The 21,542-nt window shown below is 55.8% G+C and carries 19 protein-coding genes; 13 read left to right on the plus strand and 6 right to left on the minus strand.

What is annotated here, in order from left to right; all coding sequences use genetic code 11:
* The first annotated feature begins 56 nt into the window (after positions 1-56).
* From WNY39_RS16770 to WNY39_RS16780, 3 genes are read left to right on the plus strand one after another with little or no spacing between them, the layout of a single operon-like run.
* Positions 57-617: a hypothetical protein gene (locus WNY39_RS16770; protein ID WP_342847375.1), complete on the plus strand. Its 561-nt coding sequence runs from the start codon at positions 57-59 to the stop codon at positions 615-617.
* A complete protein-coding gene (locus WNY39_RS16775; protein ID WP_342847376.1) occupies positions 614-1,324 on the plus strand; it encodes a hypothetical protein in 711 nt (236 codons plus the stop codon). The genes WNY39_RS16770 and WNY39_RS16775 overlap by 4 nt, the downstream gene beginning before the upstream one ends.
* Positions 1,308-2,057 (plus strand): protein phosphatase 2C domain-containing protein, encoded by a 750-nt coding sequence (locus WNY39_RS16780; RefSeq protein WP_342847377.1) that lies wholly within the window; start codon positions 1,308-1,310, stop codon positions 2,055-2,057. The genes WNY39_RS16775 and WNY39_RS16780 overlap by 17 nt, the downstream gene beginning before the upstream one ends.
* A 39-nt stretch (positions 2,058-2,096) precedes the next feature.
* Here the strand turns inward: WNY39_RS16780 and WNY39_RS16785 are convergent, their stop codons facing one another.
* The 5 genes from WNY39_RS16785 to WNY39_RS16805 form a co-directional block, all read right to left on the minus strand.
* Positions 2,097-2,603, minus strand: a complete 507-nt coding sequence (locus tag WNY39_RS16785; protein WP_341235729.1) for a ferritin-like domain-containing protein — start codon at positions 2,601-2,603, stop codon at positions 2,097-2,099.
* 372 nt (positions 2,604-2,975) lie between these two features.
* The gene (locus WNY39_RS16790) at positions 2,976-3,635 is read right to left on the minus strand and encodes a metal-binding protein ZinT (RefSeq protein WP_342847378.1); all 660 of its coding nucleotides are present in this window, start codon (positions 3,633-3,635) and stop codon (positions 2,976-2,978) included.
* A gap of 139 nt (positions 3,636-3,774) precedes the next feature.
* Positions 3,775-5,859, minus strand: a complete 2,085-nt coding sequence (locus WNY39_RS16795; RefSeq protein ID WP_342847380.1) for an ATP-binding protein — start codon at positions 5,857-5,859, stop codon at positions 3,775-3,777.
* A 303-nt stretch (positions 5,860-6,162) separates the two neighbouring features.
* Positions 6,163-7,221: a sn-glycerol-3-phosphate ABC transporter ATP-binding protein UgpC gene (gene ugpC / locus WNY39_RS16800; RefSeq protein WP_342847382.1), complete on the minus strand. Its 1,059-nt coding sequence runs from the start codon at positions 7,219-7,221 to the stop codon at positions 6,163-6,165.
* 13 nt (positions 7,222-7,234) lie between these two features.
* Complete coding sequence (locus tag WNY39_RS16805; protein ID WP_342847383.1) at positions 7,235-8,020, minus strand: IclR family transcriptional regulator; 786 nt, start codon at positions 8,018-8,020, stop codon at positions 7,235-7,237.
* A 182-nt stretch (positions 8,021-8,202) separates the two neighbouring features.
* Between WNY39_RS16805 and WNY39_RS16810 the strand changes: the two genes are divergently transcribed.
* The 10 genes from WNY39_RS16810 to WNY39_RS16855 all read left to right on the plus strand — a co-directional run bounded on the left by WNY39_RS16810 (position 8,203) and on the right by WNY39_RS16855 (position 20,199).
* Complete coding sequence (locus WNY39_RS16810; RefSeq protein WP_342847385.1) at positions 8,203-9,462, plus strand: ABC transporter substrate-binding protein; 1,260 nt, start codon at positions 8,203-8,205, stop codon at positions 9,460-9,462.
* 110 nt (positions 9,463-9,572) lie between these two features.
* Complete coding sequence (locus WNY39_RS16815; protein WP_342847387.1) at positions 9,573-10,505, plus strand: sugar ABC transporter permease; 933 nt, start codon at positions 9,573-9,575, stop codon at positions 10,503-10,505.
* Positions 10,505-11,353, plus strand: a complete 849-nt coding sequence (locus WNY39_RS16820) for a carbohydrate ABC transporter permease (RefSeq protein ID WP_342847389.1) — start codon at positions 10,505-10,507, stop codon at positions 11,351-11,353. The genes WNY39_RS16815 and WNY39_RS16820 overlap by 1 nt, the downstream gene beginning before the upstream one ends.
* 6 nt (positions 11,354-11,359) lie before the next feature.
* On the plus strand, positions 11,360-13,441 hold the full coding sequence (locus WNY39_RS16825) for an alpha-galactosidase (protein WP_342847391.1): 2,082 nt from the start codon (positions 11,360-11,362) through the stop codon (positions 13,439-13,441).
* On the plus strand, positions 13,438-15,147 hold the full coding sequence (locus WNY39_RS16830; RefSeq protein ID WP_342847393.1) for an IlvD/Edd family dehydratase: 1,710 nt from the start codon (positions 13,438-13,440) through the stop codon (positions 15,145-15,147). The genes WNY39_RS16825 and WNY39_RS16830 overlap by 4 nt, the downstream gene beginning before the upstream one ends.
* Positions 15,147-15,917 (plus strand): SDR family oxidoreductase, encoded by a 771-nt coding sequence (locus WNY39_RS16835; protein WP_342847395.1) that lies wholly within the window; start codon positions 15,147-15,149, stop codon positions 15,915-15,917. Before WNY39_RS16830 ends, WNY39_RS16835 begins: the two co-directional genes overlap by 1 nt.
* Positions 15,918-15,920: 3 nt before the next feature.
* The gene (locus WNY39_RS16840; protein WP_342847396.1) at positions 15,921-16,844 is read left to right on the plus strand and encodes a 2-dehydro-3-deoxygalactonokinase; all 924 of its coding nucleotides are present in this window, start codon (positions 15,921-15,923) and stop codon (positions 16,842-16,844) included.
* Entirely contained in the window at positions 16,841-17,449 is a 609-nt protein-coding gene (locus tag WNY39_RS16845; RefSeq protein ID WP_342847398.1) for a 2-dehydro-3-deoxy-6-phosphogalactonate aldolase, read from the plus strand. The genes WNY39_RS16840 and WNY39_RS16845 overlap by 4 nt, the downstream gene beginning before the upstream one ends.
* Complete coding sequence (locus tag WNY39_RS16850) at positions 17,446-18,291, plus strand: SMP-30/gluconolactonase/LRE family protein (RefSeq protein WP_342847400.1); 846 nt, start codon at positions 17,446-17,448, stop codon at positions 18,289-18,291. The genes WNY39_RS16845 and WNY39_RS16850 overlap by 4 nt, the downstream gene beginning before the upstream one ends.
* Before the next feature lie 6 nt (positions 18,292-18,297).
* The gene (locus WNY39_RS16855) at positions 18,298-20,199 is read left to right on the plus strand and encodes a beta-galactosidase (protein WP_342847401.1); all 1,902 of its coding nucleotides are present in this window, start codon (positions 18,298-18,300) and stop codon (positions 20,197-20,199) included.
* Between the two features lie 50 nt (positions 20,200-20,249).
* On the opposite strand, the gene WNY39_RS16860 is transcribed toward WNY39_RS16855, so the two are convergent.
* A complete protein-coding gene (locus WNY39_RS16860; protein WP_342847402.1) occupies positions 20,250-21,536 on the minus strand; it encodes a malonyl-CoA decarboxylase in 1,287 nt (428 codons plus the stop codon).
* Between the last annotated feature and the right edge of the window lie 6 nt (positions 21,537-21,542).

Consider the following 21,542-nt stretch of genomic DNA (forward strand, 5'->3'; position numbering starts at 1 on the left):
CAGTAGTGTGCTTAACTGTCCGCAGTCCATGGACAAGGGACGCATAAGGGTACCGCATGAAAAGCCAGGACATTGTCATACTGCTCAAGCTCGTGAGCCTTGAAGAACAAGAACGCGCTTCCAACCGCGACGGTCCATCCTCGCGAGAAGACCCGTATTCTGTCCGCAGCCTTGAGGCGTCCCTTGGTATCAGCAAGTCCGAGGTGAATGCCTCGATCAATCGCAGCTGTGCATCCGGGCTTGCCCTCAAAGGCGGTCCTGACGGACATGCCAAACCAAATCGCCGCGACCTATGTAGCTTTATCATACATGGTCTGAAGTTTGTGTTTCCAGCCAAGCCCGGCGCGATGACAAGAGGTATCCCAACCGCCTTTTCAGCCCCGATGCTTGAGCCGTATTTGGTGGCGGGTGGCAGCTATATTTACGTCTGGCCATATGCCTATGGCAAGGAAATGGGACAAGCAGTTGACCCCCTTTTCAAATCCGTACCGGATGCCGTTCAAGAAGATGAAAAACTGTACGAATACCTCGCACTCATTGATGCGATACGATTGGGCCGCCAACGGGAGGCCAAGCTCGCATCTGACCGTCTATCAGAAAAGTTATTGAGCAGATGACAACCGTTCACGGGCAATTGCGAAACATGCTTGAAACGGTCGCTGTGGCGCTTGGCCCCGAGCTGCGAAAACGTTTTGTTTTTGTGGGCGGATGCACAACGGCGCTGTTTATCACCGACACCATAACTCTTGAGGATGTCAGAGCCACGGATGACGTTGATCTGATTATCGACCTGGCCGGTTACGGAGAATGGGCGCAATTGCAGACCCAGTTGCGCGAAAAGGGATTTTCAGAAACCCATGAGGACAATGTCATTTGCCGGATGCGCCTGGGCGAGCTGAAGGTCGACTTTATGCCTGACGACGAAAAAATACTGGGGTTCAGCAACCGGTGGTATGCGAAAGGTATCGAAACAGCAGTTGCGTACCCTCTGACGGATCAGCTGGAAATCAAACACCTTGTGCCAGAACTGTTTCTCGCCACAAAGCTCGAAGCATTCTTGGGGCGCGGGGATGACGACCTGCTGATGAGCCGCGATATCGAGGATATTCTGCTGGTTGTGGACGGGCGCGAGACGTTGGTGGGCGATGTGAGGAATGCTGATGCAGACATCCGGTCTTTCATTGCTGAACAATGCCAGGCGCTGCAGCGACATTGGGATTTTGATGGCTTCGTCGCGGGAAATATAAGAGGGCCTGAGGGGCGCGCCGATATCGTTCGGAAACGTTTTGCGGCTTTGGCCGCGGCCGATGATGGGCATATGTGAAGTGGGTGTTGAGATAAGCTGGCGCAGTGTTAGGGGCGACGGCACAGATACAAATCAGGATTACTGCGGCATCGGCCTGCGGGATGATACGGTGCTGTGCATTGTGCTAGACGGGGCAACCGCAAAACCGCAAAGCGGTGAGCTGGCACAATTGATCGCGCGCGATTTGGTCGATTGGTTCACCTCTGCGAAAACACGTGTATCCGCCAATGACATCGTCGATCAGCTGCGGCAGATTCATATAAAATGCTCGAGGGAACTGCGATGGGCGTCGGCAAGCTATCTTGTGGCGCTGATCGAGCCCAAACGCCCGATAGAAATTCTTTACGCTGGTGACTGTCTGATCGGACGTTTCCGTACACATGCCGCGATAGAGTGGCTGATAAAACCACACACATTAGCCAACGCGATCAAGGATATGCCCCTAGATGAGATCATAGGCTCACCGCTAAGGAATAGGCTGACACGCAGTTTTCGGGCTACGGAATTCATTGCCCCTGATATCTTGACCCTTCAGGGTGAGGACGCCGCGCCGCTTGTTATCGCCACGGATGGCTTTTGGGCCGGAATGGACGATGATGCACAACGCCGTTTCTTGGAAAGCACGGATATGCCGCCAAACGGCATCGTGGACGATTGCAGCACCCTCATGATCCGGTTGCTTGCGTCAGACAAACCCGCTCTGATCAGGCCAAGTGCGGCTGAAAATCTCTATATTGTTCAATCTGATTGACGGGCAGGGGCCAGCGCACCCCGCCCGCCGTCCTCAGCCTTAGGCGTTTTCTGGCGCTTTTGCTGAATCATTCACTGTTTTATCGGCAAGTTTGGTAAGATCCTCGTCGGTCTTCCATTCTTGCTGCAATGTTTCATTCAACAGCTTGGCCGCGTCCTTCATGCCCAGCTCTTTCGCCCAGCGATGCAGGGTACCGTAGCGGGTTATTTCATAATGCTCGACAGCCTGCGCTGAAGAGATCAAGCCAGCATCAAGGGCCGGAGAGCCTTTGAATTCGTCCATGATTTCTTCTGCTTCGGCGATAATGCCTTCGATGGCGTCGCAGGTCTTGCCACGGGCGGTCTTGCCCATGCTTTCAAAGACCTTTTGCAGCCGTTCGATCTGCTCTTCTGTCTCGCTGTGGTGCTTTTCAAAAGCCTGGGCCAGCTTTTCGTTTGTCGCCGCGCGCTTCATCTTGGGCAATGCCTTTAGAATTTTGCGCTCTGCATAGTAAATGTCTTTCAGGGTATCTAGAAAAAGGTCTTCAAGCGTCTTCGTCTTGGCCATCGTTACGTCCTCTTTACTGATAAGAAAAATGTGGGTCACGACACTGCTGTATCGTGACGGATGAACGTTGGATTTCACAAACGGTTCCCGCGTCTCGTTGTGCTTTTAAAAAGCTCGGCGGCTTTCCGCGCCATCGGGTCTCCGCCGCCGTGGAGCGGGTTTGGGTCTCGCGGGGCAAGGTGGCACTAAATCCTTCACCGGTTTGGACCGCATTTTTGGCCTGACCGATGACGTCATCAGTGTTACTTCGGGGTTCGGGATCACCTCTTCGGTTTTCTTTGTACTTGTCGCTTCGGGATATGCGTTTGCGCGGGTGGTTCGCACTGAAAGCAGGCATGCCGAGTGAGTTTCACCCGCCATGCCTGCGCGATATTAGTGTGCTTGCATCGCGTCGGCGATTTCAGTCCCGCTTAGGTTGGCTGGATAATACGTCGGCCAGTTGGTGACTTCATTTAACAACGCGGCGCGGTCGTTACCCCAATAAAGGTGGTAATGGTCGGCTTTGGCTGGCGCGATACGGTGGTCGCTGAACTGGAAGTATTGAGGCGCATCGGCGTCGCCGCTTACCTTTTCAAAGATATAGCGTACGCCGCGGTTTCCTGCTGCATAAGTCAGTACTTCGTAGCCGTCATTCTTGTATTCGCCCTGAAGCGGAACGCCATTGCGAAAGAAGGTTGCGGTGTTGCCTTGAAACAGGATGCGTTCCACATCCGTCGCGTATCCGATGTCATAATAGGCTTTGTATTCACTGGCGGTGCGTTCGCCATGCTCTGCCTTATGCACCATCACCTCATCCAACGTTCCATCTTTCAGGAAAGGATAGACGGACTGCCAGTCACCCTCCCAATCTGACAACTGCCGCGGTTTGATTTGGTCGTCTTCGAAAATCCCGCGGTAAATGTCATCGGCTGTATGCGCATGCGTGTGCGCCTTGTCGGTGGCTTGGTTGGTTTGTGCGCTTGCTGGTGCGGTCAGTGCGACAAACGCGCAGACAATGAATGTGCTAAGGTTTTTTGCGGCTGTGAAATGCATGTGTGATCTCCATTCGGTTGGTCACCGGGTGTTTGATAAGTTATGTTATAACATAACGAATCAAGATTTAGCTGATCGCGTCGGCATCAGCAACACGCATTTCCAAGCAGGAGTGTTGAGACAGGTAGCTAGCTAAGAGCTACGTAAAGACTTTGCTGGCGGGCAGGGTCAGTACAAAACAGCTGCCCTTTCCGGCTGTGCTGCTTACGGTGAGGCGGCCATTCTGCAGCTCGGCTAGGCTTCTTGAAATGGCCAGTCCCATGCCTGTGCCCCCTGCGCGCCGGGTCGCCGTTGAATCGACCTGATAGAAGACATCAAAGATACTTTCGAGCTGGTCCTTGGGTATGCCCATGCCGCTGTCGTGAACCTCAAATCTTACCATATCGCCGTCCGTCTTGACGATAAGACGGACAAATCCGGCATCGGTAAATTTGATCGCATTTCCAATCAGATTGAACAAAATCTGGCGTGCTCTGACTTTGTCGGCAAATACCGTTTCGGCGTCTTGTACGACCTCGAAATCAAGCCCCTTTTTAACGGTGAGCGTCTTAAGCTGCTCTGCGACCGGGTTCACGATATCGCTAATTTGACAAAGCTCCGGCTCGATAATCAGGCCACCGGATTCAATTTTGGTAATGTCCAAAATCTCGTTAATCAAATGTAGAAGATGCTCGCCGGATTGGGTCATCCGCGCCATTAATCCGTCAAGTTGATCGTATAGCTCGTTAAGCAGCGCTTTGGCGTCTTCCGGTTTAACGTCGCCTTGGTCGTAGGCAGATGACAACTCCTTTGACTTACTGAGCTCCCGAGTATTCTTTAGGATCTGTGCAACGCCCATTATAACCGTCAACGGGGTTCTAAGCTCGTGGCTGAGGACACCCATAAAATTGGTCTTGGCCTCGCTTGCTGCTTCGGCGGCTTCTTTTGCTTGGCTTAATTCCGTTACATCGACACGCAGACCCACATAGCCGCCGTCTTTCAGGGGGTGGTTTGATGCTTTGACCACGCGCCCATCAATAAGATGCGTTTCTATCTCAATGTGATCTCCGGAACGATGCAGCCGAAGCCGGCGTTCGATCCAGTCAGACTGATCGGGGGTACTGGGTGGGAACTGCCGGCTCTCGACACCTGCCATTATGATGTTGCGGTACGGGGTGCCGGGTTTCAGAACCTTCTCAGGAAGGTCATAGATTTTGCGATATTTTGAGTTGCTCAGTATCAGTCGGTCATTGTCATCGAACATAACGAAACCATCCTCCAATGCCTCAATCCCCATATTCAGCAGCAATTCGGCACGCTTGCGCGTATGAGAAAGCCATAGGATGTAAAGCAAGGTGCCCAGCAGTACCAAACTTGCCAATAGCATGATGTTTCGCTGCCGCCATTGGTCGGGAGAAGTTTCCGGCCACCCGCCTTTTGTTATAGCGTGTAAAATCCAATCCTCGAATTCAAAGTCAAATGCCAGGTTTACGGTATCCTGTCCGACCAATGATTGATCGCCATATACAAAGGAGCCTTGGCCCCCGTCTGGGTTTTCGGCAATATCAATCAGGAGATCATATTTTTCTTCTGCTTCGGCGATGCCGGATTCAATTAGAAACTGATCGTAGTCCAACACCAACGATACGATGCCCCACGGCTCTCTGAGCGATTGGGCGGTGTCGTCGTCGTCGGTGTTATCAGCATCAGGAAGATAGACAGGTGCGCGCAGAATAAGCCCCAACCCCCCCTGAACCAGATTGACCGGTCCCGTGATCAGTTCGTTTCCGGTTTCTATCATCCTCATCACGGCTGGAAGCTGCTCGGCGTTCTCGCGATAGTTAAGCCCCAAGGCACCCTGATTTTCCTCGGCTGGGTAGATGAGCGAAACAACCATATCAGGGGCAGCAGCGATATTGATCATCAAGTCGTCCAAGCCGCGAATGTTCTTTACGCGTGCCGCAAACTCATCCTGGCTGACGCCCGGATTTTCACTGATAAATGTGGCCAGTTCTCTGAGGACAAGGGATTGAGAATGAGTGATTTCTTCAAAGCTTTCCCGAACTTCGAGTAGCTCAAAATATGTGTCGGATCGCACTTGCTGAATGTATGATGAATACAAAAGGCGATCAAATCGATACGCTGTGATCAATATGAGCAGGATAGCCGCGCATAATACCCCGAAAGCCCAGATACTGCTGATTTTTGTCTGCTTCGAAAAATTAAATTTCAAAATACCATCCACTAGCTACGCCTGTTGGGGTCGTGGGCTTAAAGCGCACATGACACTTCATATCACGCGCTCGCTATGGTTGTCTTGTTGGTTTGTTGCCCTTACCATAGGTATTTAAAGAAATATCTTCCACATGCCCATACCTGCGGGCAAAAGATTCATAATTAGCGGGGTCGAACCCGCAGAAATACAGCGCGGGCCGATTTGCACTGCGGCTTGCGCGCTGAAAGGCGCAAGGTGCTGGGTGTTTCAGCCGCCAAATCAATATTTGCTAAATAGATGTAGAGTGGACGCCTACTTCGGCGTAAATTGCCACTATCTCAGGCGTTTTTCCGTTTTGGCGTCAAACAACATCGCACGGTTCAGCGGTATCTTCACGCCAACACGCGCGCCCTCTTTCGACCGCTCGTCGCCGCGTTCTTCGATGATGATTTTTGTGCCGGTATCGGACAGCAGATGAACATAGGACACACCACCCAGTGCTTCGGTCATCTCTACCGTGAAACTGTTCCCGCTGGGGTCGATTTCGATGTGTTCGGGGCGGATGCCGAATATAACGGCTGTGCCTTTCTCAGGCAGTGCTATCGGCAGGGCGTAGGTACCGTCGAGGCCAGCAAGCGTGACGGCGTCACCTGTTGATGTGCCGTCGATAAAGTTCATCGCAGGCGATCCGATGAATCCGGCCACAAATTTATTGTCCGGGTTTCGGTAGAGATCGAGTGGTGCGCCGACCTGTTCGATCCTGCCTTTTCTAAGCACTACGATTTTATCAGCGAGTGTCATCGCCTCCACCTGATCATGGGTCACATAAACCATGGTGGCACCGATTTCCTTGTGAAGCCGCGCGATTTCAACGCGCATCTCCACACGCAGCTCGGCGTCAAGGTTCGATAGCGGCTCGTCAAACAGGAACACCTCGGGGCCGCGCACAATCGCGCGCCCGATCGACACACGCTGTCGCTGCCCGCCCGACAGGGCAGCCGGTTTACGGTCAAGATACTCTTCAAGTTTTAGGATCCGCGTGGCTTCGGCGACTTTCTGAGCGATTTCCACTTTGGGGTGGCCGTTCATCTTGAGGCCGAAACCCATGTTGTCGCGTACGGTCATATGGGGATAAAGCGCGTAGGTCTGGAAAACCATCGCCACGCCGCGCTCTGCCGGGTCCATGCGGGTCACGTCCCTGTCCCCGATGCTCATGCTTCCCTCGGTCGTCTCCTCCAACCCGGCGACCATGCGCAGCAACGTCGATTTGCCACAGCCCGACGGCCCGACAAAAACGCAAAACTCGCCGTTTTCGATTTCAAGGTCGATCCCGTGGATCACTTGAACTTCGCCATAGCGTTTTACGACATCTTTCAGGACGACACCGGCCATAAGGGAATTCCTTTTATGAAGGGACGGAGGGGGATTGCCACGATTGCGCCTCGGCCCCGATAAGGGCGGCACAGTCAAGCAGGGCAGGGCGGAAAGCATTCAGCCCATCCAGTGTATGGCGGTTTGTGGCAGTCGCGATCGACACAGCACCCACAACACGGCCTGCATCGGTCAGGATGGGCGCTGCAATGCTGATGATGCCAACCTCGTGCTCTTCGCGGTCAAAGGCGACACCCTCGGAATGAATTTGCTCAAGCTCGCGCAGGAGTGTCTCAGCGCTGGTATGGGTTGCATCGGTATATTTAAGGAACGCCTGCTGCCGCAGCGCTTGGGCTTGTTCTTCTTTCGGAAGATGGGCGAGGATGGCCTTGCCGACCCCGGTGCAATAGGCGGGCGCAACCTGACCGGTGCGCGCCAATGTTGCAAAGCGGTTGCTGGCTTGTCGTTTGTCGACGAAAACAACCTGGCCATTGTCGAGTTGGGCAAGGTGGATCGCCTCGCGCAAACTGGCACCAAGCGCACTGATATGGGGGGCCGCAATCGGGGCAAGCGACGCTTGCGACCATGCGGAATGGGCAAGGCTGACCAACCGGATACCGGGGGCATAGGTTTGCTGTTCTTTATCATAGCTCAGCATGCGTTGGTTCGTCAGAGTTTGCAGCAATCGGTATAAGGTCGGTTTTGGAAACTCGGACGTTTCAAGCAGTTCGCGCATTCTGACAGGCCGCCCCATCGCGGTTACCTGGTCAAGCACACTTAGCGCTTTTGCGACGGTGCCATCGCTGGTCACAACATTCATATCACTCTCCGCCGTCCCTCGTCTCTGTGCATTTTGGCATCAAATATACCGTATTTCCCGCAGTCATGCACCGCACCAAACTGTTGACAAGGCTAGCGAGCTTGCCGTTATATATCAATATACAAAACTAAGTTTCAAATAATGAGACGGTTTTGAATTGCGGAAGCATCAGGGAGGATACCATGCATTCCATTCTTAAGGCGTCACTTGCGGCCGTCGTCGCGGCGAGTTTTTCAACATCGTTTGCTTTTGCAGACGGGAACCAGTTGTCCGGTGATCTCAAGATCATGTCGGACATGTCGAACCCCGCACCCCGTGCCGTGATGGAGGGGCTTGTTGCAGGGTTCCAAGAGTTGCATCCGGATCTGGATATCGAGTTGACGATTGTTGACCGTGAGGCATGGAAAACACAGATCCGCAATGCGTTGGGTGCGAACCCCCCGGATGTGATCAACTGGTACGCTGCCAACCGTATGGGGCCTTATGTGTCTGCCGGTTTGTTCGAAGACATCTCTGACATGTATGCCAATGGTGATCTGCCGGGTCTGGAGTCCGTCAAGGGTGCCCTGACCATGGATGGCAAGCAGTGGGGCGTTCCCTATACGTATTATCAGTGGGGCATGTATTACCGCGAGGACATCTTTAAAGAACTGGGTCTAAGCGAGCCGGCGACCTTCGAAGAAGAGCTGGCCAACTGCGAGAAAATCGTGGCATCGGGTCGTGCCTGTTACGCCATCGGGACCAAGTTTCTTTGGACGGCAGGCGGTTGGTTCGATTACCTGAACATGCGCACCAACGGTTTTGATTTCCACATGCAGCTTGCCCGCGGCGAGGTGGAATGGACCGATCCCCGCGTCCGCGAGACATTTGCAAACTGGCGCAAGCTGATCGACATGGGCGGCTATATCGCCGACCACCAGTCGTATTCTTGGCAAGAAGCGTTGAACTTTATGATCGACGGCGAGGCGGCATCTTATCTGATGGGCAACTTTGCGGTTGCGGCGATGCGTGAAGGCGGGCTGACCGACGAGCAGATCGATTTCTATCAGTTCCCGAAAATCGCGGATGTCCCACAGGGTGAGGACGCGCCGACCGACACATTCCACATCCCGTCAGGTGCCACAAACAAGGAAAATGCCCGGGCATTCCTTCAGTATGTGACCTCTGCCGATGTGCAGACCAAGATCAACGCGGGCGATGCCTTGGGCCAGCTTCCTGTCAACGCGGCCTCCTCCGTTGATGCGGACGAGTTTCTGGAGCAGGGTTTCGAGATGCTGACAACCAATGCCAAGGGCGGCGTTGCCCAGTTCTTTGACCGCGACTTTAGCGCGGAAATGGCAAGCGTCGGCATGGAAGGCCTTCAGGAGTTCATGGTCGTGCCTGACAACCTTGATGACATCCTTGAGCGTCTAGAAGAAGCGCGCCTGCGCATCTACCAGTAACTTAAATTTCTGCGCCCTCCCGCCTTGGGTGGGCGCACCCCATTTTCAACCTATCCGCAAGCCTGATGTTCCGGGGTTTTCGCATGCGTTGATTTTCCGGAGGCCACGGCATGTCATCAATGACAACACGCACCAAGCGCAGTTGGTACAAGCGCAACGAGATTGCGCTGACGCCGTGGCTGTTTCTGTTCCCTGCGATGCTGTTCTTTGCGGTTTATGTGATCATTCCCATCGGTCAGAGTTTCGCAATCAGTTTTCACGAGTGGGATGGCCTGGGTGAAAAGACTTATGTCGGAACAGCAAACTACGAACGTCTGTTGGGCATTGGCGATCAGAAAATGGATCGCAAATTCGAGACGTCGTTCTGGAATAACCTCAAATGGCTTGTGCTCTACATGCTGGCGGTACCTGCGGGTCTGTTCATCGCGCTTTTTCTCAATCAGACGGTGCGCGGAATTCGTTTATATAAATCGCTTTTTTTCTTTCCCTTCGTGATTTCTCAGGTGGTGGTCGGTTTGGTCTTCTCATGGTTCTACCTGCCACGCGAGGGGCTTTTGAACGCGATCCTTGCGGTATTTGGGGCAGGGCCGGTGAACATTCTGGGCGATCCGACAACAGCGACCTACGGGATTATTGCCGCGGGGCTGTGGCCCCAGACCGCCTATTGCATGATCCTGTATCTTACCGGGCTGAATGCGGTTGATCCTGAACAAATCGAGGCCGCGCGTCTGGACGGGGCGAAGGGGCGCAAGATGCTGTGGTATATTATCCTGCCCCAGCTCAAGCCCGCGACTTTCATCGCCTTTGTGGTGACGATCATCGGCGCGCTGCGGTCGTTTGATCTGATCAGTGTAATGACCAACGGCGGGCCGTTCGGCTCAACTCGCGTGTTGTCCTTTTACATGTTCGAGGAATCCTTATCCGAGTTCGGGTTCCGCATGGGGTACGGTTCTGCCATTGCGGTGATCCTGTTCCTGATCATGCTCGGGTTTATCGCCTACTTCCTTTATGCCATGTGGCGTGACGAGCGGGGGGCACACTGATGTTTCCAACACCCATCGCAAAACGGTCGCGCCACTGGCAGCTGACCTATCAGGCACTGTTGCCTTTTGCGTTGATCCTTTGGTTGCTACCGCTGATCGCCGTTGCAATGTTTTCCATCAAACCTGCGGCTGATTTTGCGAATGGCAATTATTGGGGCTGGCCTTCGAGTTTTGAGGGGTTCGCCAACTACGGCAAAGTCTTCTTCGAGAGCAACATGCCGCGCTATCTGTTGAATTCCGTCTTTATTACTGTGCCGACGGTTCTGGGGGCGATTGCGCTGTCCAGCATGGCAGGATTTGCATTGGGACTGTACCGATTCAAAGGAAATCTGCTGATCTTCTTTATGTTCATCGCCGGCAATTTTGTCCCCTTCCAGATTTTGATGGTGCCGGTGCGCGACCTTACGATCAGCTTGGGGATGTACGACAGCATTCAAGGTCTGGTGCTGTTCCACATCGCGTTTCAGACAGGATTTTGCACGCTCTTCATGCGCAACTTTATCCGCGCGCTGCCCTTTCCGTTGATCGAGGCAGCACGTGTTGAAGGGGTGGCCGAATGGCGGATATTCTTCTTTGTCGTGCTGCCCCTGATGAAGCCTGCACTTGCAGCGTTAGCCGTGCTGATCTTTACCTTCATCTGGAATGATTATTTCTGGGCGGTGGTGCTGACCCAAGGGCCAAGCGCGCAACCTGTAACGGCGGGCATAACCGAGTTTAACTCCCAATTTCGCGCCGCCTATCACTTGATGAGCGCGGGGTCGATCGTGGCGGCCTTGCCGCCGGTTGCGATGTTCTTTCTGATGCAAAAGCACTTCATTGCCGGCCTCACGCTTGGCGCTGTAAAGTAGATAGATATGACAAAGACTTACCGCCTAGATGACGGGCGTCAGACGCTTGTTCTGGCCTCGGAAAATGACCGGCTGCCGCAGGTCGTTTATTGGGGCGGAAGCTTGCCGTCAGGTGAAAACCTCGGCGCGCTATGCGCGGCCCATCAGATTGACGTGACGGGTGGGATGCTAGACGAAAACCCCGCAGTGTCGCTCTGCCCCGAGGCTGCGCGCAGTTTTCAAGGGCAGGCGGGTCTGATGCTAAGCGCCAGCGATGGTAGGCCATTGCTGCCAGAATTCCGCTTGCACAGCGTGGAGGAGGGGGATGCCCTGCGTTTCGTCTGTCAGGATGCAGGCAACGGTCTCACGCTCACGTTCGAATTTGCTGTCGATGCGCAGACGCGTATTATCACCTGCCAAACCAAGCTGGACGCGACGCAGCCCGTTCGGCTGCATTGGCTTGCCGCACCTGTGATGCCCGCCCCGCAGTTGGCGATGGATATGATTGATGTGTCGGGCCGTTGGTGCGGTGAATTTCAGCTGAATAGAACGCCATGGTCCGCAGGTATCCGCACACGCGACAACCGCACGGGGAGTACAGGTCACGAGCATTTTCCCGGCCTGATGGTCCCCGTGACCGGGGCCACGAATACGCAGGGTGAATGCTATGGCTTTCATTACGGCTGGTCGGGCGGTCACACGATGATCGCAGAAGAGTTGCAGGATGGCCGCCGTCAGGTGCAATGGGGCCACGCAAAGGACTCCGAGATTGCAGCGGCCACACGTTTTGAGACTGCACCGCTTTATCTCACATATTCTGATACCGGGCTGAATGGTTGCGCCGTCAGCTTTCAGCGCCATTTGCGCGAGCGGATTGTGACATGGCCCAAGCCCGATACCCCGCGCCCTGTGCATTACAATTGCTGGGAAGCTGTCTACTTCGACCATAAATGGCCTGTCCTCAAAGACATCGCAGAGCGCGCAGCGCATTTGGGGGCAGAGCGTTTTGTGCTTGATGACGGGTGGTTCGGCCTGCGGGATGATGACACGAGCAGTTTGGGCGATTGGATCATCGACGCTCGCAAATACCCCGACGGTTTAACGCCGTTGATTGATCACGTTCACAGCCTTGGCATGACGTTCGGCCTGTGGTTCGAGCCCGAGATGATCTCGGAAAATAGCGATGTCTACCGCGCCCATCCTGACTGGGCGCTAGGGCCGCAGGACCAGATACTGGGGCGGCAGCAAAAGGTGCTGAACATGGCGCGGCCGCAGGTCCGTGATTTCCTCTATGACCGTATTTCAGCGATTCTGCGCGACAATCCTATCGACTACATCAAGTGGGACCATAACCGCGTCTTGCCGACACCCGATGCGGCCCAAACGCGTGGCACCTATGCGTTGTTGGACCGCCTGCGCGCGGATTTCCCGTTGGTCGAGATTGAAAGCTGTGCCTCTGGCGGCGGGCGTATCGACTTTGGCATTATGGCGCGGACCCAGCGGGTGTGGCTGTCCGATAGCAATGATGCGCTTGAGCGGTTGCGCATCCAGCATGACGCCGCATTGTTCCTGCCTTCGGCTGTCACTGGCAGTCACGTCGGACCGCGCCACTGTCACACCTCTGGTCGTACGCTGGATATTACCTTTCGCGCGTGGGTCGCCGCACAGCGCCACATGGGGTTCGAGATGGATCCGCGCGAGCTGGACACCCGTGAAACGGAAGTTTTGATGCGTGTGACGCAGTGGTGGAAAGATAACCGTGCGTGGATGCGTACCGCCGATATTCTGCGCCTCGATAGTGCCGATCCCGCCGTCATCGCAGAGCAGCAACAAGACCCCGCAGGCGCACGGTTTGTCGTCTTCGCAGGCAAGGCCGCTACCTCTGCCCAAATCTCACCGCGCCCGCTAAGGCTTACGGCGCTTGACCCCGCCGCGATGTATGAAATCACCCTTGCCAACCGCGACGAGTTGGCAGGCCTGTCACGCGGCACAACCGCCTTAAAAGAGCGTGATCTTGTGCTGTCGGGTAAATATCTCATGAACCATGGCGTGACCCTGCCATGGTCGTTCCCTGAACGTATGTGGGTCGTTGAAGGAACTCGGCTATGACAAAAGAAAAACGCAACCGCGCATGGTATGGCAAGAATGATCGTGACGGGTTTATCCACCGCAGCTGGATGAAAAACCAGGGTTTCCCCGACCACGTTTTTGATGGCCGCCCGATCATTGGCATCTGCAATACATGGTCCGAACTCACGCCCTGCAACTCGGGCCTGCGCGATCTGGCCGAGGGTGTGAAACGCGGCGTTTGGGAGGCTGGCGGTTTTCCGGTCGAGTTCCCGGTAATGAGCCTTGGCGAGACGCAGATGAAGCCCACTGCCATGCTGTTTCGCAACCTGCTGGCGATGGACGTTGAGGAAAGCATCCGCGCCTACGGTATCGACGGGGTGGTGTTGCTGGGGGGCTGTGACAAGACAACCCCGGGTCAGTTGATGGGGGCTGCAAGCGTTGATTTGCCGACCATCGTGGTCAGCTCTGGCCCCATGTTGAACGGCAAGTGGAAGGGCAAGGATATCGGCTCTGGTACGGACGTTTGGAAATTTTCCGAAGCTGTGCGTGCGGGGGAGATGACCCTGCAAGATTTCATGGCCGCTGAATCCGGCATGAGCCGTTCAAAAGGGGTCTGCATGACCATGGGCACGGCCTCGACGATGGCGAGTGTGGTCGAGGCGATGGGCATGTCCTTGCCCACGAATGCCGCGCTGCCTGCGGTGGATGCACGGCGTATGGCGCTGGCGCATCTGACGGGTAAACGGATTGTCGAGATGGTCGAGGAAGATATCAGGCTGTCGCAGGTCATCACCCGCGCCTCGATGGAAAACGCGATCCTTGCCAATGCGGCTGTGGGCGGGTCGACCAATGCGGTTATCCACCTGCTTGCGATTGCGGGACGGGTTGGGATCGAACTGTCGCTGGATGACTTCGAGCTTGGCTCGGACATTCCCCTGCTGGTCAACTGTATGCCCTCGGGCAAATACCTGATGGAAGATTTCTGCTATGCGGGTGGGATGCCTGTCGTGCTGTCGCATTTGCGTGATAAATTGCGCCCTGCAAAAACGGTGATGGGCGGTGATATCCTCGCCTATGCCGAAGGCGCGGAATGCTACAACGAGGATGTGATCCGCCCGCTGGACAATCCGTTGCGCCCTGCCGCAGGGCTTAAGGTGCTGCGCGGCAACATCGCGCCCAACGGTGCGATTGTGAAACCTTCTGCCGCGACCGATGCGCTGTTGGAGCATGAGGGCGAGGCCTACGTGTTCGAGAATATCGAGGATATGAAAGCCAATATCGACCGAGAAGATTTGCCTGTGACGGCCGATACCGTGCTGGTTCTCAAGGGATGTGGCCCCAAAGGATACCCGGGCATGCCCGAGGTCGGCAATATGCCGATCCCTGCGCGCCTGATCAAAGAGGGGGTGCGCGATATGGTACGTGTGTCCGATGCGCGTATGTCTGGCACGGCCTACGGTACGGTCATTCTGCACGTTAGCCCGGAATCGAACGCGGGCGGTAATCTTGGGCTGGTCCAAACGGGTGACCGCATCCGCTTGTCGGTGGCTGACGGCACGCTTGATGTGCTGGTCTCGGACGAGGTGCTGGCGACACGCCGTGCCGCATGGATGCCGGAACCGCCGCATTACGTGCGCGGCTACGCCAAGCTTTATATCGATACGGTTTTACAAGCCGACCAAGGCGCGGATCTTGATTTTCTGGTGGGCAAAGACACCCGCCCTGTCACACGGGAAAGCCACTGATGAACACACACGCCACTTTCCCCGATCTGCGCGGACGTTCCGTTTTCATCACCGGCGGCGGTGCCGGTATTGGCGCATTCCTGACCGACGGCTTTATGGCGCAGGGGGCAAAGGTCAGCTTTGTCCAGCGCAGTGATGCCTCCGCATTTTGTGACGAGATGGAAGCAAAACACGGCCAGCGCCCCTTTGCCCAGACCTGTGATATCTCTGACATTCCCGCGCTCAAGCGATGTTTGGCCGCGGCGGCCGACGCGCACGGCCCTGTCAACATCCTCGTCAACAATGCCGCCAATGATGCGCGGCACTCAGCAGAAGAAGTGACCGAGGAATTCTGGGACCAATCCCAAGCGATCAACCTCAAATCCTATTTCTTTGCATGCCAAGCCGTGATTGCGGGCATGCGCGCGGCGGGGGGCGGTGCAATTGTGAACATGAGCTCGATTTCCTACATGATGGGCAACGCGGGCTACCCTTCCTACACAACCGCAAACGCGGGGATTAACGGCATGACCCGATCGCTTGCGCGCGAGTTTGGACCCGACAAAATCCGCCTCAATGCGCTGGCACCCGGTTGGGTTCTCACTGATAAACAGATCGAGAAATGGGTCACACCCGAAGCGCTTGCTGCACATATCGACCGGCAATGCCTCAAGGATACGCTAAAGCCCCAAGACATCGTGGACACGGTGCTGTTCTTGTCCTCAACCTCCAGCCGCATGATGACGGGTCAGCTGATCGCCGTTGATGGCGGCGTCGTGGTCACGGGATAGGGAATGGACACCGTGCAACAAAGCGCTGAATGGATTGCCGTTGATTGGGGCACGTCAAACCTGCGGGTCTGGATGATGGGCCGTGATGGTCTGCCTTTTGCGCAAGACAGTTCTGAAAAAGGGATGGCTGGTCTGGCGCGTGACGCGTTTGAGCCCGCGTTGTTGGAGCTGGTTGAACCCTATCTCGCGCCTGACCGTGTGACGCCTGTCATTTGCTCAGGCATGGTCGGCGCACGCGAAGGGTGGATGGAAGCGCCCTATGTCGCGACGCCCTGTGCCCCACCAAGCGGGCAGGCCGCTGTCATCCCCGCCAGCACTGATCCGCGACTGGCCGTGCACATCCTGCCGGGGGTCAAACAGATGTCCCCCCCTGATGTGATGCGCGGTGAGGAAACCCAGATCGCTGGTGTGCTAAGCGCTCAGCCCGATTTTGACGGTATTTTATGTCTGCCCGGTACCCACACCAAGTGGGTACATATCAGCGCAGGCGAGATTGTCAGTTTCCAGACCTGTATGACGGGCGAGATGTTTGCGCTTTTGTCCCAGCATTCTGTGCTGCGCCATTCGGTCACCAGTGATGGCTGGGATCAGGACAGCTTTTTGGCGGGGGTGGCCAGCGCGATGGACCGTCCGCAGGCTTTCGCCGCGCAACTGTTCGGGACGCGCGCCGCTGGGTTGTTGCTGGGGACCACTGCCGACGCAGGGCGGGCGCGGCTGTCTGGGCTGTTGGTCGGTTTGGAGTTGGCTGGCACAAAGCCTTATTGGCTGGGGCGTCATGTTGCGATCCTTGGTGCCGATGCTGTTGCCGTGCATTACCAAAGCGCATTGGCCGAGCAGGGCATTCAAGCCGAGATGCTGGAGAGCGCAGATTTGACGCTTGCCGGTCTGACCTCTGCATATAACCTAAGAAAAGGGGCCTCGACATGAGCCGGAATATCATCGCCATCCTGCGTGGCATCCAGCCGCATGAAGCTGCCGAAATATGCGCAACGCTGATCGCAGAAGGCATTACTCGGATCGAGGTGCCGCTGAATTCGCCCGAACCGCTTAAATCGATCGAAGCGATGGCGCACAACCATGGCGCGGAAGCGATGATCGGGGCGGGGACCGTGCTGGACGTGCAAAGCGTCACGGACGTTGCGAATGCGGGCGGCAAAATGATTGTATCCCCCAACGCTGACACGGCTGTTATCGCTGCCAGCAAGGCGGCAGGCATGAAGTCCTATCCCGGTGTGATGACCCCGACCGAGTGTTTTGCGGCCCTCAAGGCCGGGGCGGACGGGCTGAAGCTCTTCCCTTCGTTCTTGCTGGGCATCGAGGGTTTGAAAGCGATCAATGCGGTTTTGCCCGCAGGAACCGAGACCTATGCCGTAGGCGGTGTGGGCCCCGCCAATTTTGCGGAGTGGCTGGCGGCAGGCGTCACTGGATTTGGTCTAGGGTCAAGCCTGTATAAACCGGGTTACAGTGCTGCCGATGTTGGAAAAAACGCACGTGAAGCAGTGGCGGCCTATGACAAAGCGTTGCGCCAGTGACCGCTGAGATTTTCGATGCCCGTGCGTGTACCTTGGGAGAGGGGCCATTGTGGCACCCCGAGCGCGCGCAGCTGTTCTGGTTTGATATTCTTGGCAAGACGTTGTTGTCGCAACACGATGGTGAGGTCCTTTCGTGGAACTTTGACGAATGTGTCTCTGCTGCTGGATGGATTGATGCAAATACGCTGCTCATAGCCTCGGAAACCGGTCTTTGGCAGTTTGATCTGATCAGCGGTGAACGGGCGTTGGTTGCGCCGCTTGAAGCGGAGCAGCCGCTGACCCGTTCAAATGACGGGCGCGCGGACCCTTGGGGCGGTTTTTGGATTGGTACCATGGGGTTTGATGCAGAGCGTGGAATGGGCGCGATATACAGGTTCTACAAAGGCGAATTACGCAAGCTGTTTGGGGACATCACAATCTCGAACTCCATCGCCTTTTCGCCTGACCGCCGCTTTGCCTATTACACGGACACACCGACGCGGCAGATTATGAGGGTTGCTCTCGACGCGGAGGACGGCTGGCCCGAGGGTGATGCAGAAGTTTTTGTGGACCTCAAGCAGAGCAAAAGAAACCCCGACGGATCGGTTGTGGATAGCGAAGGGTGCTTGTGGAACGCGCAATGGGGTGCGGGGCAGGTTGTACGATACGGCCCTGATGGCACATTGATGGGGACCTATGACGTTCCCGCAGCGCAGGCCACATGCCCCGCTTTTGGGGGTCCTGACCTTAAGACCGTTTTTGTAACCTCGGCTGCGCAAGGGCGCGATGGCGCGCAGGATGGCCAAACCTTTAGCTTTGCGGCTGGGGTCAAAGGCCAGCGGGAATACCGGATAATTTTGTGAGGCATGATGAAACGAACCCTTGGGACCTGCTATTACCCTGAACAGTGGCCTGTCGAGATGTGGGAGAGCGACGCTCGCCGTATGGTCGAGGCCGGTTTGACATGGGTGCGGATCGGGGAGTTCTCATGGAGCAAGCTAGAGCCTAAACCCGATGAGTATCACTGGGACTGGCTTGATCTTGCGATTGAAATATTGGGTACGGCCGGACTGAAAGTCGTGTTGGGCACGCCCACGGCGACCCCGCCGCGCTGGATGTTGAAACGTCACCCCGATATGCTGGCGGTGGATGTCGAGGGACGGCAGCGCAAGTTCGGGTCGCGCCGACACTATTGCTTTAGCCACGAAGGCTACAAGAAAGAATGCGTAAAGATCGCCGAGCTAATGGCGCGCCGCTATGGCACCAATCCGCATGTTGCTGCGTGGCAGATCGACAATGAATATGGCTGCCACGACACAACAATTTCTTACAGTGATGCAGCGGCTGCGGCGTTTCGCATCTGGCTGGAAAATCGCTATGGCACCATCGCACGGCTGAATGCTGAATGGGGGAACACGTTCTGGTCGATGGACTATGACTGCTTTGACGATATCGATCCGCCGAACCTGACCGTAACCGAAGCAAACCCGGCGCACAGCTTGGCCTTCCGTCGTTTCAGTTCGGATCAGGTGGTGCTGTTTAACCAGCTACAGCTTGACGTGATCCGACGTCACAGCGCCGCGCCTGTCAGTCATAACTATATGGGCAGGATCACAGACTTCGATCATTTCGCCGTGGGCGAAAATCTGGATATTGCCACATGGGATAGCTACCCCTTGGGTTTCTTGGAGGACAGGGTCGGTGCCGATGCCGCGCACCAGCATAAGTTTGCGCGCCAAGGCGATCCCGATTTTCAGGCGTTTCATCACGATCTCTACCGGGCCGTGGGCCGCGGCCGCTGGTGGGTGATGGAGCAACAGCCCGGTCCGGTGAATTGGGCACCGCACAACCCCGTGCCCTTGGCAGGCATGGTGCGGCTGTGGTCATGGGAGGCGTTCGCCCATGGGGCAGAAGCGGTGTGCTATTTCCGCTGGCGGCAAGTACCATTTGCCCAAGAGCAGCTGCATGCAGGCCTGCTGCGCCCTGACAGCAAAGATGCGTTTGCGATGGAGGAAGTCCGGAAAGTGAGTGCAGAAATGCGCGACGCCCCGGATGTTGTCAGCGGGCAAGCCCCCGTTGCCATTGTGTTTGACTATGACGCGGATTTTGCATGGGCAACCCAACCCCATGGCCGCGACCTAAGCTATTTCGGGTTGGTATTTCATACGTATAAAGCGCTGCGAAGACAGGGTTTATCAGTGGATATTCTGCCTTCCACCACGCGCAATTTTGACGGCTACAAGCTGATCATGGCCCCCGGTTTGATGTTCATGCAAGACGCGCTGAAACACGCGCTCGCAAGCTGCGATAGTGCTGTTGTCTATGGACCGCGCACTGGGGCGCGTAATGGGGAAATGGCGATCCCTGTGCCGTTGCCGCCAGATATTTCCGGTCTGGATGTCACGGTCGCCCAGATCGAAAGCTTGCGCAGCGATATCTTTGTTCCGCTACAAGGTGGGGGGCGGGTCATCTGCTACCGCGAGGTGTTGGAGGGCAGCGCGCAAGTTACCCTGCGAAGCGAAGCGGGTGAGCCGGTTGCGATGTGCCAGGGCAATCAAACTTATTTGGGTGGCTGGCTGGATGATGAAGCGCTCGACCAGTTTATCGTGACGACCTGTGCCGTGGCACAGATCAAGACCCTTCCCATGCCCGACGGTGTCCGCATTCGCACAACAAAAGCAGAGCGGTTCTGGTTCAATTACACAGACCAAAGCGTTGCATGCCATGGGATAGAATTAGAACCTGCCGGCGTGTTGCGCGTCACCATGTGAGCGAGGTTGTCATTGGTGTCTGTGCCATCCTAATCCAGTTCGCGGGGTGGTCATTTTGTGGGCGCTGCCTTTTGCATTGCGACAAAGGCGGCCGCCTTGGACGCTATGGGTTTGGACGTGGCAATCGTCTGGCCATGGACAAATTGTTCATGATTTTTCTCAATCCGCTTCAGGTCATAGAGATAGTTCACCATTGCGCCGCTTGATTGCTCGCGACCTTTTGCTGTCAGGTCGGCGTTCGCGTGAACTTCGTGCAGGATCGCACCGTTGCCTAGGTGAAACCGTGCCACGGGATCACGGGGTTTTCCGCCCGGGCGCTTGGCGTTGACCAGATAATGTGCTGCAGCCGTTTCGACTTCCGTTTCAGACGCATCACCCGCGATAATACGTTGTGCGATCGGGGTGTCTGTCTGCGCCGCGAGCCAGTCATTGAACCCCGGAATGGGCGACAGTGTGACAAAGGTATCAAGCTGCGGCAACTGCTGGCTTAACTCATCAACGACCTGCTTGATCAGCAGGTTACCAAAGCTCACGCCCTGCAGCCCGTCCTGACAATTCGAGATGGAATAGAAAACGGCGACATTTGTATCGGCGGCTTGATACGGCGTGCGGTTTTCAGCCAGCACGTGCTGGATCGAGGATGGCACAGACTTCATCAGCGCTACCTCGACAAAGATCAACGGCTCGTCCGGCATTGTGGGATGGAAATATGCGAAACAACGGCGGTCCGAAGGATAGAGCCGGCGCCGTAAATCTTCCCAATCATTGATGGCGTGGACGGCTTCGTATTCTACAATCTTTTCGAGTATGCTGGCCGGTGTCTCCCAAGAAATCTGACGCAATACCAAGAAGCCCCGATTGAACCAGCTGCGCAGCAGATGCAGGAAATCAAAATCGCACCGTTTGAGCTCAGGGTGGTCTCTCAAAAACCCGAGCAGATCGACCCGCATTGAAACCAATTGCGCCGTCGCGCCAGCGGATTGGTTCAGCCGACGCAACAATTCCTGCCTGCGCGGTTCGGCAGCGATTGTGATGGCACGGTAATCCGCGACGCTACCTGTATCGAGATAGGCCTGCGTCAGGTCACACAAATTGCCAGCATCCATTTCCAATGTGTCGTTCAGGAAACGAAAAAATTCCAGCTTCTGGGCGGTGCCAAGCTCCGCGTAGCGGTCTAGGATCGCCTTAGCGAGATAAATACCAGACACCTCGCCCGCGGATGCCAAAAGCGACAGGCACATTTCTTCTATCGGGCGGGTATCGCTGCTGGTGCTGGTGTTGCGGCGACGCTCGAACAACGAAGTCAGCATATCCCCGAGAAAACTTGTCTGAACCATGTTTTC

This window comes from Sulfitobacter sp. AS59, from assembly GCF_038899995.1.
In the GTDB taxonomy this organism is placed as follows: domain Bacteria; phylum Pseudomonadota; class Alphaproteobacteria; order Rhodobacterales; family Rhodobacteraceae; genus Sulfitobacter.